The organism is Aliidiomarina sp. B3213 (genome assembly GCF_003290085.1).
GTDB lineage: Bacteria > Pseudomonadota > Gammaproteobacteria > Enterobacterales > Alteromonadaceae > Aliidiomarina.
This window is the reverse complement of sequence record NZ_QMKJ01000001.1, coordinates 503,670-518,454: the sequence shown is the minus strand read 5'-3', so window position 1 is coordinate 518,454 and position 14,785 is coordinate 503,670. Positions and strand designations below refer to the sequence as shown.

Below are 14,785 nucleotides of genomic sequence, written 5' to 3'. Positions count from 1 at the left end.
GCGACAACATTTATGCAGTTTGTAGATTCTCATTGTCACTTAGACAAAATTAAGCACGCAAAGCCCGCTGATATCTTGCGTGAAGCCAAGTCTCAGAATGTGGAACATGTTTTATGTGTGGGGGTAACGCTTGAAGACTACCCAGAGATGCGTGAAGCCGTAGGAAACCCCAGTGGCGTTAGTTTTTCCTGTGGTGTTCACCCGCTTTACATGGAAAAGGGCAATCTAGATGAAGCGGTGTTACGAGAATGTTTGCAAGACGATCGCGTTGTTGCCGTGGGTGAAACCGGTTTAGACTACTATTACGACAAAGAGTATCACCAGAAACAGCAAGACAGCTTTGCTCGTCATATAGAAATTGCGTGCGAAGTAGACAAGCCACTGATTATCCATACAAGAGACGCGCGCGAACACACCATTGGAATGCTTAAAGAAGGCGGTGCAGAGCGTTGTAGTGGAGTTCTCCATTGTTTTACAGAGTCGTTGGAGATGGCAAAGCAAGCCATTGACCTTGGTTTTTACATATCAATTTCCGGTATCGCGACCTTTAATAATGCGAAAAAACTTAGGGAAGTCGTTAAAGCATTGCCTATCGATCGAATGCTTATAGAAACTGACTCTCCATGGCTCGCACCAGTTCCTCACCGTGGAAAGGAAAATCAACCTGGTTTTGTGCCTCACGTAGCCCAATGTATTGCGGGTGTGAAAGGTATTTCGGTAGCGGAGGTAGCAGAGCAAACTCGCACGAACTTTTACGATTTGTTCAAACTAGCGAAAGGCAATGGTCAGCTTTAGTTAGTGAAGCCAAATTGAAGACAAAGAAAAGCTCGGAACCAAGGCAGGTGTTCCGAGCTCAGGGGAAAAGGCTCTTTCGAGCCATGCGCTAACTCCTGCAAAGGCGGCGATGTTTAAATGATACGTCGCCGCAGGGAGAATCCTACGAAATGCTTAAAAAATAAGCATATAAATAAAATATAGTCGCTAAAATTTTATTCTCAAATTTTTTTCCTTTGAATTCTTTAAATTGTGTGTAAATTGTCGATAAGTCTCTGTGTTTTTTGATCTTTACTTTGGCTTTTAATGGAATGCTACTACACTCAAAGTATCTTAATCACGGCGCTTGTACATTATGATGAAGCTTCCCTCTAGGCTGTCATTTCACCTAACTTTGTCGCTCGCAATTGCTCTCATTATTGTGATGGCAAGTATTGCTATTGTTTCGTTTAAATACCAAAAAGAAGCCATGGTAGAGCGAGCAACGCATGAGTTGATGGAACGCACTGAAAATGTAGGTTTTGCCGTACAGCAGATGCTGCGTAATAGAGAAATCGTGCTGGAAACGTTAGCAAGCAGAATGTCGTCTCAAGGTGAGCCGGAGGGAGCCGAAGAGCTGTTTACCCAGCTCTCAGAAACAATGACGCAAGCTGCCGAATTTGACTCGCTTTGGCTTATTTCTTCGAATGGCCAGTTGCTTCAAACCTCAAATGAATCGATGCGACCAACGGAAAGTACCAAAGAGCTCGTCATAAGTTACGTACTACCAGAGGTTATTGCCTCTGAGCGATTTAAGATTAGTGAGCCGATTAGCCTCTACGTGTCTGAAAAACGAATACTAAGTTTTGCAATGCCTGTAGTAGTTCAAGGAGCTGCTAGGTATGTGTTGGTAGGTAACACCGAAATTGCAAACAGTTCATTTTTTCAAAGCTTAGGTGAGTTGTCTGTTGGTGGCCATAATGAAGTAGGTCTCCTGTCGCCGCAACTTAATGTGATTTTGCATCCTAACTATACAGAGTTTAATAGTGTGTTACCTGCTTCCAGACAAATGGTGGTGGCATCTCGCCTTGGCTCTGCCGAACATGCAGCGTCTGTAGAGCAATACGACGGCGAAAATTGGTTACAAACCTATAAACGACTCCCAAATTCGCTTTGGGTGGTTGGTGTAGCTATTCCCTTAAGTGACGTATATAAAGAAATTTCCTCGCTACAAATGCTACAACTGCAAACTGGCACCATTGCTGCGCTTTTCGCTATTTTACTCATATCATTTATTGTTCGGCGAAGACTGAAGGTGTTCAAACGTTTAACTTACAATGTTGAGCGAGTTAGATCGGGTAAAGCTATCGATTTGGGATTAACAGGGTTAGACGAGTTGGATGTCTTGGTTGGACGGTTCAATGACCTTTTACGTGAAAAGGAAAGTGCGCGACAAGAACTTAAGCAGCAAGAAGCGTATCTCGACCTCGTATTAAGTACATCCTCTGTAGGGCACTTTATGGCTAACCGTGAGGGCCGTTTGGAATACGTGAATGAAACCTTTATGACTATGACTGGGCATACGAGAGAAGCTTTGTTGAAAGGTGCATTTGTAGACGGTTTTCAAGAAGAGGATAAGCAAGGTATTCGAGAGCAATGGTTGGAGGCACTGAATGAAGAGCGCGAGTACGAGGCCGAAGTGCAGTTTTTAAACCCGGACGGCATCGTGAAATGGTTCCACATTCAAAGTAAGCCTGTAGTCGACCATGGTATTTGTTTAGGGCATGTAGGAACGGTTACTGATGTTACAGAGCGGAATTCCAAAATTGAAGACTTACAGTCGAAAGCCTACCGCGACGAACTTACCCGAATTCTCAATCGAAGAGGGCTCGAGCAAGTTATGCATAATTCTTGGCACGACGCTCAGTTGTTTAATAAGCAACTCGTATTTTTAGCCCTAGATTTAGATAATTTTAAGCTTGTAAATGACACCTTTGGGCATGAGAAAGGTGACTGGGTGTTGGCCGAAGTTGCACAAACATTAGACAACATTATTCGTGACTCTGACTGGGTAGGGCGGTTAGGTGGTGATGAGTTTGTGGTTGTTTTACCGGGCTGTCCGAATGAGCGAGCTGTTGAAATTGCACAACAAATTGTCGATAGCATTTCGCAAGTTACCAGCGAAGCAGGGTTAATTGAGGTTACTGTTAGTGTAGGGGTAGCGCAGCGCCAGCTAACCGACCAAAGTGAATTAGACATGCTGCGCCGTGCTGACAAAGCTGCTTACAAAGCGAAAAGTGCGGGTCGAAACCAGTGGGCTTTAGCCGATGAAAACGGTGACTAGTTAGATAGTTCACCGCGTAAATTTCGAGCGAATTCAAAAGCTAACTGCTTATCACTAATACCTTTACTTAGTAAGTAGTGAAGCTTGGTGAGCGCTGCTTCAACCGTAAGATCCTCGCCACTCAGAACCCCCATGTCGGCAAGAGCATTGCCTGTTGCATACCCACTCATATTCACGGTTCCTTTAAAGCATTGGGTAATATTGATTACCGGAATATTCGCGTCAACAGCGCGCCCAATGGCTTCAATTAAAGGTCCTTTGTGAGGTGCGTTACCGACTCCAAAACTTTTTATAATAAGGGCCTTAACTGGTTGATTAATTAAACTGTCTATAATGGTTGAGCTCATACCAGGATATAAAGTCACTACGCCAATTTCCTGCGCGGTAACCTGTTGAACACGCAATTTTTCGCCGTTCGATTCCTGAATTTTTCCAGCCACAAGTTCAATGTCTATTCCCGCCTCGATAAGTGCTGGAAAGTTAGGTGAAGCAAAAGCATCGAAACCATCCGCATCTGCTTTCGTGGCGCGGTTGCCGCGGAAAAGGTAGTGGTTAAAGAAAAGACCAACTTCTGGTATTGGGTAATGCGCAGCAATATACAAGGAGTTAAGTAAATTAACCTGCCCGTCTGAACGTAGTGCTGCAAGCGGTATTTGAGAACCTGTTACTATGACGGGTTTATTCAAATTTTCAAACATAAAAGAAAGCGCAGACGCCGTATAGGCCATAGTATCTGTGCCATGCAGTACTACAAATCCATCGTAGTCATCGTATTTTGATTCAATATCGGAAGCTATACGTTGCCAGTCACGAGGACTCATATCTGACGAGTCCATCAATGGATCGTATTCACAAAGTTCAAACTCAGGCATTTCTGGACGGTAAAATTCAGGCATACCTTTCAAAGACTGCTCAAGAAAGCCTGGAGCCGGCACGTAGCCTTGCTCTGAACGCATCATTCCGATCGTACCGCCTGTGTACGCGATATAAATTTTTTTACGGTGACTCATTGTACGAGTAACTCCTGACAGCTGTAACAACGTGCGTAAACATTGCGCGGATCGTTATATTGTTCAATATGCTCAAGCTCGTTTAATACGCGTGGCAATAACGTTTGACGTTGCTGATTAAATAAATTGCTTTCAACAGCCTTACTGTTGAACAATTGGCTCACCCATTGAGCAAAGAAAGACCTTTCCTTGGACGAGCGGTTAACAATATAGTTTTCTAACTCTGCGTGTTCCGCTAAAGAATTTATCGCTTCGGTAATGTCACCAATTTCGTCTACTAAGCCATGAGATAGTGCTTGCGTACCGGTCCATACACGCCCATTTGCAGCTGTTAAAGCCTGGTTGTAATTCATAGCGCGAGATTCAGCGACTAACCCTACGAATTGTTCATAAGTTGTGTCTACATCGCGTTGCAAAATAACCTCGGCGCTTTGAGATAAGTCTTGGAAGCTGTCGATAAATGGGTACTCAGTACTTGCTATACCGTCTGATTGAATACCAACATTAGAAAGCGCCTCTTCCATGGTAAATACGATTCCGAACACACCGATAGAGCCGGTTAGTGTGCTTGGTGTTGCGAAAATACGGTCAGCAGCCAACCCTATCCAATATCCACCTGATGCCGCCGTAGACCCAAAAGAGGCAAAGACGGGTTTTCCTGATTCTTTAAGTGCTATAAGTTCTGTGCGAATAAGTTCAGAGGCGAAAGCACTGCCCCCTGGACTGTCAATACGGAGCAATACCGCCTTTACGTTGTCGTCTTCTCTTGCTTCTTGAATTTCATTGATAACATCGAAGCTGCCAGCGTTGGATGTTTGCCCGCTGTGTCCGTAATAAATTTCGCCAGATACCGTAATAACTCTTACTTCGGGTAGGTCGTGTTCTGTAGCACCTATTTCATGTTCTCTTGTTTGCAAATAATCACGATAACTTATTTGGGTAAAGTCATTGTGTTCTGCCGTTTCACTAGCGTGATCATAGAACGCTTGACGCGATGAAAGCGTATCGACTAGACCTGCGCGAACGGCAAGTTCACTTCGCTTATATCCTACCTCTTCATATATAGATAAATAGTCTGCCAGTAAACCGCTTGCTACGCGCTGGTCAACAATACGGTGCTCGGTCACATTGTCGATATAATAGCTCCAAAGCTGATTTAACCAAGACGAGGTTGCTTCTCGCGCCTCTGGAGACATGCTATTTCGAGAAAAGGGCTCAACTGAACTTTTGTAATCACCGGCTTTAAAGATATGAGCTTTAATATTTAAACGCTCCAATAAACCGGACAAGTAGGTTTGGTAGGTATAAAACCCTTGTAGATCGACCGAACCTGCCGGATCTAGGAATACTTCAGTTGCGTGCGCCGCAACATAATATTGGCTTTGGCTGTAATATTCTCCAAATGCATAGACTGGTTTGCCCGTCTGCTCGCGGTATTCAATTAGTTTGTCGGCAAATTGAGTCAGTTTACTTAAGCCGCCGCCAGCAAAGTAACGTAAGTCCAAAACGATTCCAGAAATTCTTTCGTCTTGTGAAGCATGGTCTACCGCGGCCATTAGGTCATAAACACTAATCTCAGAAACATCTCTTTGGCCACTAAAGGAGTTATTTCTAATCTGTTCAATCAGTGGGGTATAACTAACTTGCTCTACTAGGTAACCGTTCGGATTGATCACCAGATATCCAGATTCCGGAATTTCAGTGTAATCAGGGCCGCTGAACATCAGAAGCCCAGCGAACAGCACAAGAATGATAAAAACTAAGTTGACGACCACCTTTTTGAAGAAGTGAAAAGCAGCTCTAATTTTTTTTAAAATCAAACGAATCCAACTCATATTGCTAAACGCCTATACCCGTCGAAAGAGGTCGTTATTTAGTGTTTTTATAGTTATGCTAGTGTACCGATTCACAGCATAAAAACGAAGTGCAGATATATCAAAAAGGTAAGCTGTATGCATGCTCGTCATTTACTCTTAAATCGTTCTTCTATGCCCATGTTAGTTTCTCCTGGGCCAACTCCCGCTGATCTTGAGTTATTTCATGCGGCAGCATTAAGGGTGCCAGACCATAAAAGCTTGGTGCCATATCGTCTGATTACTTTTCAAGGTGACGAGTTAAAGCTGCTAGGTGATATATATTACGAGGCCGCTCTAGAGGAGGAGTATGGTGACCAAGCTATAAATAGAGCTAAAGAGCTGCCATTACGTGCCCCTATGATCATTACGGTAGTCACGAATTACCAAGACGACCAGGGAATTCCTAGGGCAGAGCAGTTCGCGACAGCAGCGTGTGCTGCACATTCAATTGTTCAAGCCGCTTTTGTACAAGGTTATGGTGCGATCTGGCGCACAGGACCTTATGCAGAGTCTGATACTGTGAAAAAGCGTTTAGGCATTGATGGAGAGGATATCGTAGGGTTTGTATACCTCGGTACCCCAAAGGTGGATATACCTATCAAACCATCAAAACCTCAATCGGTAATGGTTTCCGCGACTGATTTTTTGCAGGTATAAAAAAAGCCCTTTCGGGCTTTTTTTAAAATTCTGCGCTTTTCGGACTCCGAGGGAACGGAATAACGTCTCGAATATTCTGAACACCTGTCACGTAAGCTACCAAGCGCTCAAAACCCAGTCCAAAGCCTGCATGTGGAACCGTGCCGTATTTTCTAAGGTCACGATACCAACTGTATTCTTCTTTCGGTAAGTTTAGTGCATCAATTCGGTCGTCTAGAACATCTAGTCGTTCTTCACGTGCGCTACCACCGATAATTTCACCAATACCTGGGGCTAATACATCCATTGCAGCAACGGTTTTACCGTCGTCGTTCTGACGCATGTAGAATGCTTTAATATCACGTGGATAGTTTTTCAGAATGATAGGTGCACCCACGTGCTTCTCCGCTAAGTAACGCTCGTGTTCAGACTGTAAATCTGTACCCCAACTCACAGGATATTCAAATTTCTCACCACAGTTTTGCAGTATTTCTACAGCATCTGTGTAGTCCATGTGAACAAAGTCGTTGTCGATAACATTTTGTAGTCGAGAAACCGCTTCTTTGTCGATTCGCTGAGCAAAAAATGCCATGTCATCAGCGCGTTCTTCTAATACAGCCTTGAAAACAAACTTCAGCATGTCTTCAGCTAAACCTGCTACGTCATCTAAGTTAGCGAAGGCGACTTCAGGCTCGATCATCCAAAACTCGGCAAGATGTCGGCTCGTGTTCGAGTTTTCTGCACGGAATGTTGGACCGAACGTGTATACATTAGAAAGAGCACAAGCATAGGTTTCTACGTTCAGCTGACCAGAAACTGTGAGGAATGCTTCTTTTCCGAAGAAGTCTTCTTTGAAGTCGACTTCACCATTTTCCTTTTTCGGCAAGTTCATTAGGTCTAAGGTAGAAACACGGAATAACTCGCCAGCACCTTCAGCGTCGCTGGTGGTGATAATAGGGGTGCTAATCCAGTAAAACCCTCGTTCGTGGAAAAAGCGGTGAACAGCTTGAGCAAGACAATGTCTTACGCGTGTAACAGCGCCGGTGATATTCGTGCGAGGGCGCAGGTGTGCGTATTCGCGCAAGTATTCCATACTATGGCGTTTAGGCGACATGGGATAGGTGTCTGGGTCTTCTACCCAACCTAATACTTCAATGTGTGTACCTTGCAATTCAAAGTCTTGGCCTTGACCAGCAGATTCAGCTACGGTCCCTGTTATCGCAACAGAGCAACCTGTGGTTAGCTTTTGAATTTCGTTCGCATAATTTGGAAGATCATTTGGGGCAATAACTTGAACAGCATCGAAGCACGAGCCGTCATGAATATTGATAAAAGAAATACCAGCTTTCGAGTCGCGGCGGGTTCTAACCCAACCACGTACAACTACAGTATCGCCAACAGAAAATTTGCCCGATAGGACGTCCTTTACAACAGCAACGGCCATGAATGTCTCCAACATTATTTTATTAATTGCGGTTATGTTACCGAGAACTTAGCTAGACTCAAGTAAAATATAGGATTCAGCTTGTTCACAAAGGTCTCGAATTGCTCCGATCAGTATATCAAGTTCTTCACCTGTAATTATATAGGGCGGCATAATATATATAAGCTTGCCGAAAGGACGTATCCAAACACCGCACTCGACAAATAGAGCTTGCGCTTTAGCAACGTCTACTGGGTAAGTCATTTCTACCACACCAATTGCGCCCAGTACCCGCACATCATGCACATACGAATATCGGCTTAGGCTAAGTAAACCATCTCGGAGTTGTTGCTCTATATGAGTTACTTGTGACTGCCAATGATTCTCCCGAATCATAGCTACACTTTCGTTAGCAATGGCGCACGCGAGCGGGTTACCCATGAAGGTTGGTCCATGCATAAGCGCACCGGCTTTACTTTGCCCAATGGTGTGTGCGACATGTTGAGTGGTTAACGTAGCTGCAAGTGTTAGGTAACCTCCACTTAGGGCTTTTCCTACACACATAATATCGGGTGATATGCCTGCGTGTTCACAAGCAAAAAGCTTACCTGTACGGCCGAAACCAGTAGCAATTTCGTCTGTGATTAAAAGAACGTCGTACTGATCGGCAAGTTTTCTAGCTTCTTTTAAGTATTGCGGATGGTAAAAGCGCATACCTCCCGCACCTTGCACAACAGGTTCTAAAATAATTGCGGCGATAAACTCGTGGTTTTGGTGGAGTAGGTTCGCAAGAGACTCAATATCTTCTTGGTTCCATTCATCATGAAAACCACACGAAGGAGCTTCTGCAAAAAAATGTTGTGCAAGTGTACCGGTGAAAAGCTCATGCATACCATTTACAGGATCACATACCGACATGGCGGCAAAGGTGTCGCCATGGTAACCCCGCTTAATGGTAAGCATTTTATTTTTCGTAGGTTTATTACGGCTATATTGGTATTGAATAGCCATTTTAATAGCCACTTCTACACTTATGGAGCCCGAGTCAGCCAAAAACACAGCTTGCAATGGTTCCGGTGTTATTTCTACCAACTGTCTAGCAAGCGCAACCGCAGGTGGGTGAGTGATACCACCAAACATGACATGCGCCATATTATCTATTTGCTGTTTTCCTGCTTCGTTCAGCCTTGGATGGTTATAGCCATGCACTGCGGCCCACCAGGAGGCCATCCCATCAATAAGTTCACGACCGTCATCTAATATAAGTTTGCAACCGTTCGCCGAAACAACGGGATAAGTGGGTAGAGGCTTATGCAAAGAGGTATAAGGATGCCAAATATGGGCTTTATCGAAAGCTAAATCTTTCTCGGTTGATTGAAATTTAACCATTGGTAAACTCTTGGTGGGTGTTCATGTTGACAGTGTACCGATTCTCACTAATCTATGCGACCAATATGCAGCAAAAATTTGAGGAAGCCATGACAGTTAAGATTCACGATCCAAACCAAGTAAAATGGTCAAAAAAAGCCATAAGTGACTTATTCGCATTACCATTTAACGACTTACTGTTTAAGGCTCATCAAACCCACAGAGAGTATTTTGCGCCGAACGAAGTGCAAGTGTCTACGCTATTGTCGATAAAAACCGGAGCCTGCCCGGAAGACTGCAAATATTGCCCGCAAAGCGCAAGATATAATACTGAATTAGAAAAAGAAGCGTTGATGGAAGTTCAACAAGTGCTTGAACAAGCGCACCGTGCTAAACAAACAGGCGCTACTCGCTTCTGTATGGGTGCTGCATGGAGAAATCCTAAAGATCGCGATATGCCTAAGCTGCGGGCCATGATTGAAGGTGTGCGAGAAATGGGAATGGAAACCTGTATGACGTTGGGCATGCTAAGTGCTGAGCAGGCGACGGAATTAGCATCTGCCGGGTTAGACTATTACAACCACAATATCGACACTGCACCTGAATTTTATGGAGACATCATTACCACCAGAACCTTTCAGGACCGACTAGATACACTTGATAATGTACGTTCTTCTGGTATGAAGGTGTGCTCTGGGGGAATTGTCGGCCTCGGGGAAGAACAGTCTGATCGCGTTCTATTTATTTCTGCATTGGCAAACATGGAAACACCTCCTGAAAGTGTACCGATTAATATGCTTGTTAAAGTAGCTGGAACGCCCATGGAAAATGTCGAGGACATTGATCCGTTTGACTTCATTCGAACGATAGCTGTGGCTCGTATCACTATGCCTAATTCACACGTTCGCTTGTCAGCTGGGCGCGAGTCGATGAGTGATGAACTGCAAGCGCTCGCGTTCTTTGCTGGTGCGAATTCTATTTTTTACGGGGAAAAACTATTAACCACAGCAAATCCTGTAGCCGAGTCAGATCAGAAACTGTTTCAACGCTTGGGTATCAAACCAGAAGCGCCAGCTTGTAACTCAAAGCAAAGCGAAGAAGCTAGGGATGAGGCTCACGCGTAATGCAAACACCATTGCAGCAGTGTCAGCAATGGATTGATAAGCGCAGTAACGATGGCTTACTGCGTGAGCGTAAGCTGATGCCTTCGAATAATGTCGATTTCTCAAGTAATGACTACCTTGGCCTAAGTAAAGATGAACGCTTAATTACTGCATATCAGAACGCCGTGGGTAAGTGGGGAGTTGGTAGTGGTGGTAGCCCTTTAGTTTCCGGATACCAGCAGCCCCACCATGAACTCGAAGAAGAAATAAAAGACTGGCTCGGCGTAGAGGCTGTTATGCTTTTCTCATCGGGCTTTTCCGCAAATTCAGCCTTAATGCAGTTCCTTTTAAAGACAGGTTTTCACCCGTTCCTAGATAAGCTATCTCATGCATCAATTTTAAGTGGGGCGGGATTGCTGGAGAAGTCGCGTGATCCTAATAAACATAGTGTTAACAGATACAAACATAACGACTTTAATCACTTACGGCGTTTAGTCGATCAACCGGAAACCAGCGATCGATTTCCGTTAGTAGTGACCGAGGGCGTGTTTAGTATGGACGGTGACTTTTTAGATTACGGCTCTTGTAAGGATCTAGGTATTCCTTGTTGGGTGGACGATGCCCATACTTTAGGTTGGTTTGGTAAACAGGGTGAGGGCTCAGTGAGCCAGCTACCTAAGGAGCAGCTAACCTTCGTTACTGGAACCTTCGGCAAAGCATTAGGTTGCCATGGTGCATTTGTAGCGGGACCTTCTGACTGGGTAGAAGGAATGGTCAACTATGCTCCAGAATACATCTACAGCACGGCTATGCCAGCTGCTTTAGCGGCTACCGTGCAAAAGGCCATTCAAATAGTGAGAAGTGACAATAGTTTACAAGAGAAGCTGATGGGTAATATCAAAAGCTTCAACCGATTAGTTCAGGAAATTGGCTTGAGCACAGTAAACACCATCACACGGAATGATTTGCAAAGTCCTATACAGCCAATAAAAATGCAGGACCTAGCTCAAGATCCATTGAGCTCCACAGAGGAAATGGAACTACTTACTCGCTGTGCCAATGCTTTGCAGAATAACGGATTACAGTGTGGTTTAATTCGGCCACCTACCGTGGCACAAGGATCTTCGAGGTTACGGGTTTCTCTAAGTGCAACGCATTCTCTAAATGACATCGAACATTTACTAGGGTGTGTTTCGGAGCTTGTGCAATGAGTGAGTTAAACATCGCGAGAGCCTTTAACAGCGCTGCAAGTAACTATGCAACTATTGCGCATGCGCCCGTGCGGGAAACGTTACAGCGCCAAACTAAGTTACTGTTAGAGCATGAACTTGAATGTATTACGCCAGGTAACACATTACTCGACTTAGGGTGCGGTCCGGGCGTGAGTGCAAAGAAACTTGAGCTGTACTGCAAACATTACATCGGCGTAGATATTGCTGAGAAAATGATTGAGCTGGCACAGCAAGAACACAATGGCAAAACATGGTTAGTCGGTGATATGCATACAATTCCTTTAGCCGATGCCAGTGTTGATATAGTTTATTCAAATTTAGCTTTTCAATGGTCGAATGAGCAGTCGGAATTACTTAAAGAGGTTGCTAGGGTACTGAAGCCCGGTGGCAGAGTTGTATTTTCTACTTTATTAGAAGGCTCGTTACCTGAGTTTAAGCGATTATATGAGCGAAATATTACGCGAGGCTACCAATGTTACCCAACGTTTGAGGACTGGTCATTGAAAGCTAGCGCCCATGGCTTTGCAACTTTGTCCAGCGAAGTGCAGTCGATAAATACCCGGTTTGATAGTGCCAAGAGTTTGCTAGATAGCGTAAAGGGGATTGGCGCGGGTGTGTTAACTATTCACCAACGTTCAAATGAAAGCGGGCTTAAAGGAAAGACTTGGTACTCAAACCTTATCAATGCCATTCAGCAAGAGTGCTCGGATAGTGACGGGAGCTTGCATTTAACCTACCAGATAGGAGTATTTCACCTTCAATTTAAAGGTGATTAAAAGTTATGTCAGATTGCGTTTTTGTAACAGGTAGTGACACTGAGGTAGGGAAAACAAGGGTTACCTCGTTACTGCTCAAAAGGTATAAGAAACTCGGAAGTATAGGTGCTTGGAAGCCTATATCTGCAGGAGCTGAATGGGTGAATAGTCGATGGGAGAACGACGACGCCTTAAGCTTAATGAAGGCCTCTGGTGAGCGCAGATACAAGTATATAAATCCCATTGTCTTTGAGCCTGCAATAGCGCCTCACATAGCCGCAAAAGAAGCAGAGTTTCAGTTGGATATGTCACTTCTTGACGATACTTGGAAACAGCGTGAGACAGAAGAAAAGCTTACTTTGGTAGAAGGCGCTGGTGGCTGGCTATTACCGTTAAACGACACTCAACTATTGTCGGATTGGGTTGCGCAAAAAGGTTGGGGTGTAATTGTTGTGGTAGGTATGCGTCTCGGTTGTCTTAACCACGCATTACTTACCGTACAAGCTATTCAACAGTCGGGGCTGCCGGTGCTAGGGTGGATAGCTAACCAAATTGAACCGATCGGTATGAACCGCCAGCAGGAAAACATAGCTTCGCTGCAAGCAATTATGAAAGAGCGGTTTAAAGTTCCTCTGTTACTCGAAGTTCCGTATCTACAACATGAGGATGAAGAGGTGTTTTGGCTTCAAAACGACCAACAATTTAACGTTGTTGACCGTCTACTGAAGCCAAAAATCTAATTAAGTCGTCAAACTACAAGAGGTAAGAAAGGTCTCTACTTGGCTTTAACTCTGTTTCTTTGAAGTTTTCAAAGAGCACGCCTGAGTCTTCACCCAATAACGTCATTTTACTGTTTTGGATGTGAAGTGCGGTACCTTCTGCGATACCGATTATAGGTGTGTGGTTGTCGACATGCATGAATTCATGGATACGTTGGCTACGTGTTTCACCGCGGTGTCCTGGGGGAGTCGCGTTGGTGTAGTGGGGATTAAGTTGGAAAGGCACGGCATTTAGCGCACTAAACGAGCGAGGTTGAATAATAGGCATATCGTTGGTAGTTCGAATGGAAGGTCCAGCAATGTTAGAACCAGCACTCCAGCCAGCATAAGGCATGCCGTTATTGATGCGATCTTTCAAGGGATCGTAAATGCCGTTTTCATAAATGAGGTTAAGTAACATGAACGTGTTACCTCCTCCAACTGCCACTGCTTCCGCTGACTCAATAGCTTTGCGTGGGTTAGAGAATGATTCTATACCTCTAAGTTCAATTTCAGCTTTTTCAAAAGCAGTTCCTACGGTTTTTGTGTAATCTTGGTGCGCCATTGAGACACCCGCGTATGGAATGAAAACAACCTGCTTATTTTCAAAATGCTGCTTTAGCCAGTCTAAACCATGTTCAAGGTACGTTGGATGGGCGTGATTGCGAGAACTGCTCATAAGCAATAAAGACTTCATAAAAACTCCTTGAAAATCTGATACAAAGTTTTATTTTACACGAGAACATTAGGGTAAACAGGCTCAAGCAAATTTAGTTTTAATGAATGCAAACCAGAACGGAATATAACCATGCTCATCGATTTTTCAGAATACAGTTCTAGTCAGCGATACCACATCATGACACAAACCATTATTCCTCGGCCTATTGCATGGGTGCTCACTCAGCATGAGCAAGGCCATTACAACATTGCCCCGTTTTCTTATTTTACCGCTGTGTCTAGCGATCCTGCGCTTATTGCGTTTTCGGTTGGCAACAAAGACGGTGATGCACCCAAAGATACCAAGGCAAACCTAGTTGAGGGCTCTTTACTTGTGGTTCACATTCCAAATGTTGAGCAGGCGCAGAGTGTTACAGACACAGCAAAGACATTACCCGCAGAACAGTCTGAGCTAGACGTTGCTGAAATAGAGTTAGTCGATTTTGAGGATTTTGCTTTACCTCGCATTGATAAAGCTCCTGTAGCGCTCGCGTGTCGCGTGCATCAAAAAATTCAGATTAAGGGCGCACCGCAAACGTTAATCATGGCTGAAATAGTTAAAGTTTATGTAGACGATGCCGCGTGTAACGTGACGGAGGTTAGTAGAGGCGGAGAAACCAAGGAAAGATTAGAAATCGATGCTCAAGTTATTAACCCTCTAGCTCGATTAGGGGCGGCAAATTACGCTGGGTTAACTGCACCTTTTAAGATAAAAAGACCCGATTAAAACCCTTATCCTGATTGAATTTTATGCTGTTTTCAGTATAATTAGCGCTTTATTACTCAGGGGCAAACAGCTGTTTAAAAGCGTTGTTTAATTCTGATGTGGT

At 44.3% G+C, this 14,785-nt stretch carries 13 protein-coding genes; 8 read left to right on the top strand and 5 right to left on the bottom strand.

Annotated elements, in window-relative coordinates:
• The first annotated feature begins 12 nt into the window (after positions 1 to 12).
• Both DQX04_RS02485 and DQX04_RS02480 read left to right on the top strand, forming a co-directional pair.
• Entirely contained in the window at positions 13 to 795 is a 783-nt protein-coding gene (locus DQX04_RS02485) for a TatD family hydrolase (RefSeq protein WP_111914214.1), read from the top strand.
• Positions 796 to 1,129: 334 nt separating this feature from the next.
• Positions 1,130 to 3,097, top strand: coding sequence for a GGDEF domain-containing protein (locus DQX04_RS02480; RefSeq protein WP_111914213.1), 1,968 nt, complete (start codon positions 1,130 to 1,132; stop codon positions 3,095 to 3,097).
• Here the strand turns inward: DQX04_RS02480 and ansA are convergent.
• Entirely contained in the window at positions 3,094 to 4,107 is a 1,014-nt protein-coding gene (ansA, locus tag DQX04_RS02475; RefSeq protein ID WP_111914212.1) for an asparaginase, read from the bottom strand. The two genes, DQX04_RS02480 and ansA, sit on opposite strands and share 4 nt — an antisense overlap.
• Positions 4,104 to 5,942 (bottom strand): signal peptide peptidase SppA, encoded by a 1,839-nt coding sequence (gene sppA / locus DQX04_RS02470; RefSeq protein WP_111914211.1) that lies wholly within the window; start codon positions 5,940 to 5,942, stop codon positions 4,104 to 4,106. Before sppA ends, ansA begins: the two co-directional genes overlap by 4 nt.
• A gap of 117 nt (positions 5,943 to 6,059) precedes the next feature.
• On the opposite strand from sppA, the gene DQX04_RS02465 reads away from it, so the two are divergent.
• A complete protein-coding gene (locus tag DQX04_RS02465) occupies positions 6,060 to 6,620 on the top strand; it encodes a nitroreductase family protein (RefSeq protein ID WP_111914210.1) in 561 nt (186 codons plus the stop codon).
• Positions 6,621 to 6,642: 22 nt separating this feature from the next.
• Here DQX04_RS02465 and asnS read toward each other — a convergent pair whose 3' ends face one another.
• Both asnS and bioA read right to left on the bottom strand, forming a co-directional pair.
• The gene (asnS, locus tag DQX04_RS02460) at positions 6,643 to 8,043 is read right to left on the bottom strand and encodes an asparagine--tRNA ligase (protein ID WP_111914209.1); all 1,401 of its coding nucleotides are present in this window, start codon (positions 8,041 to 8,043) and stop codon (positions 6,643 to 6,645) included.
• Between the two features lie 48 nt (positions 8,044 to 8,091).
• Positions 8,092 to 9,411 (bottom strand): adenosylmethionine--8-amino-7-oxononanoate transaminase, encoded by a 1,320-nt coding sequence (gene bioA, locus DQX04_RS02455; protein WP_111914208.1) that lies wholly within the window; start codon positions 9,409 to 9,411, stop codon positions 8,092 to 8,094.
• Between the two features lie 89 nt (positions 9,412 to 9,500).
• On the opposite strand from bioA, the gene bioB reads away from it, so the two are divergent.
• Genes bioB through bioD form a run of 4 tightly spaced genes read left to right on the top strand, consistent with a single transcriptional unit; the run spans position 9,501 to position 13,220 of the window.
• Positions 9,501 to 10,514 (top strand): biotin synthase BioB, encoded by a 1,014-nt coding sequence (bioB, locus tag DQX04_RS02450; protein WP_111914835.1) that lies wholly within the window; start codon positions 9,501 to 9,503, stop codon positions 10,512 to 10,514.
• The gene (locus tag DQX04_RS02445) at positions 10,514 to 11,704 is read left to right on the top strand and encodes an 8-amino-7-oxononanoate synthase (protein ID WP_111914207.1); all 1,191 of its coding nucleotides are present in this window, start codon (positions 10,514 to 10,516) and stop codon (positions 11,702 to 11,704) included. The genes bioB and DQX04_RS02445 overlap by 1 nt, the downstream gene beginning before the upstream one ends.
• Positions 11,701 to 12,501: a methyltransferase domain-containing protein gene (locus DQX04_RS02440; RefSeq protein ID WP_111914206.1), complete on the top strand. Its 801-nt coding sequence runs from the start codon at positions 11,701 to 11,703 to the stop codon at positions 12,499 to 12,501. Before DQX04_RS02445 ends, DQX04_RS02440 begins: the two co-directional genes overlap by 4 nt.
• Before the next feature lie 5 nt (positions 12,502 to 12,506).
• Positions 12,507 to 13,220: a dethiobiotin synthase gene (gene bioD / locus DQX04_RS02435; protein ID WP_111914205.1), complete on the top strand. Its 714-nt coding sequence runs from the start codon at positions 12,507 to 12,509 to the stop codon at positions 13,218 to 13,220.
• A gap of 13 nt (positions 13,221 to 13,233) precedes the next feature.
• On the opposite strand, the gene pepE is transcribed toward bioD, so the two are convergent.
• Positions 13,234 to 13,935: a dipeptidase PepE gene (pepE, locus tag DQX04_RS02430; RefSeq protein ID WP_111914204.1), complete on the bottom strand. Its 702-nt coding sequence runs from the start codon at positions 13,933 to 13,935 to the stop codon at positions 13,234 to 13,236.
• Between the two features lie 111 nt (positions 13,936 to 14,046).
• Here pepE and DQX04_RS02425 point away from each other — a divergent pair, with 111 nt between their 5' ends.
• A complete protein-coding gene (locus DQX04_RS02425; RefSeq protein ID WP_111914203.1) occupies positions 14,047 to 14,682 on the top strand; it encodes a flavin reductase family protein in 636 nt (211 codons plus the stop codon).
• The last annotated feature ends 103 nt before the right edge of the window (positions 14,683 to 14,785 follow it).

Bases quoted from the DNA above. Each gene is read 5' to 3' on its own strand.
- DQX04_RS02485 (WP_111914214.1), top strand. From the start codon at position 13: ATGCAGTTTGTAGATTCTCATTGTCACTTAGACAAAATTAAGCACGCA.
- DQX04_RS02480 (WP_111914213.1), top strand. From the start codon at position 1,130: ATGATGAAGCTTCCCTCTAGGCTGTCATTTCACCTAACTTTGTCGCTC.
- ansA (WP_111914212.1), bottom strand. From the start codon at position 4,107: ATGAGTCACCGTAAAAAAATTTATATCGCGTACACAGGCGGTACGATC.
- sppA (WP_111914211.1), bottom strand. From the start codon at position 5,942: ATGAGTTGGATTCGTTTGATTTTAAAAAAAATTAGAGCTGCTTTTCAC.
- DQX04_RS02465 (WP_111914210.1), top strand. From the start codon at position 6,060: ATGCATGCTCGTCATTTACTCTTAAATCGTTCTTCTATGCCCATGTTA.
- asnS (WP_111914209.1), bottom strand. From the start codon at position 8,043: ATGGCCGTTGCTGTTGTAAAGGACGTCCTATCGGGCAAATTTTCTGTT.
- bioA (WP_111914208.1), bottom strand. From the start codon at position 9,411: ATGGTTAAATTTCAATCAACCGAGAAAGATTTAGCTTTCGATAAAGCC.
- bioB (WP_111914835.1), top strand. From the start codon at position 9,501: ATGACAGTTAAGATTCACGATCCAAACCAAGTAAAATGGTCAAAAAAA.
- DQX04_RS02445 (WP_111914207.1), top strand. From the start codon at position 10,514: ATGCAAACACCATTGCAGCAGTGTCAGCAATGGATTGATAAGCGCAGT.
- DQX04_RS02440 (WP_111914206.1), top strand. From the start codon at position 11,701: ATGAGTGAGTTAAACATCGCGAGAGCCTTTAACAGCGCTGCAAGTAAC.
- bioD (WP_111914205.1), top strand. From the start codon at position 12,507: ATGTCAGATTGCGTTTTTGTAACAGGTAGTGACACTGAGGTAGGGAAA.
- pepE (WP_111914204.1), bottom strand. From the start codon at position 13,935: ATGAAGTCTTTATTGCTTATGAGCAGTTCTCGCAATCACGCCCATCCA.
- DQX04_RS02425 (WP_111914203.1), top strand. From the start codon at position 14,047: ATGCTCATCGATTTTTCAGAATACAGTTCTAGTCAGCGATACCACATC.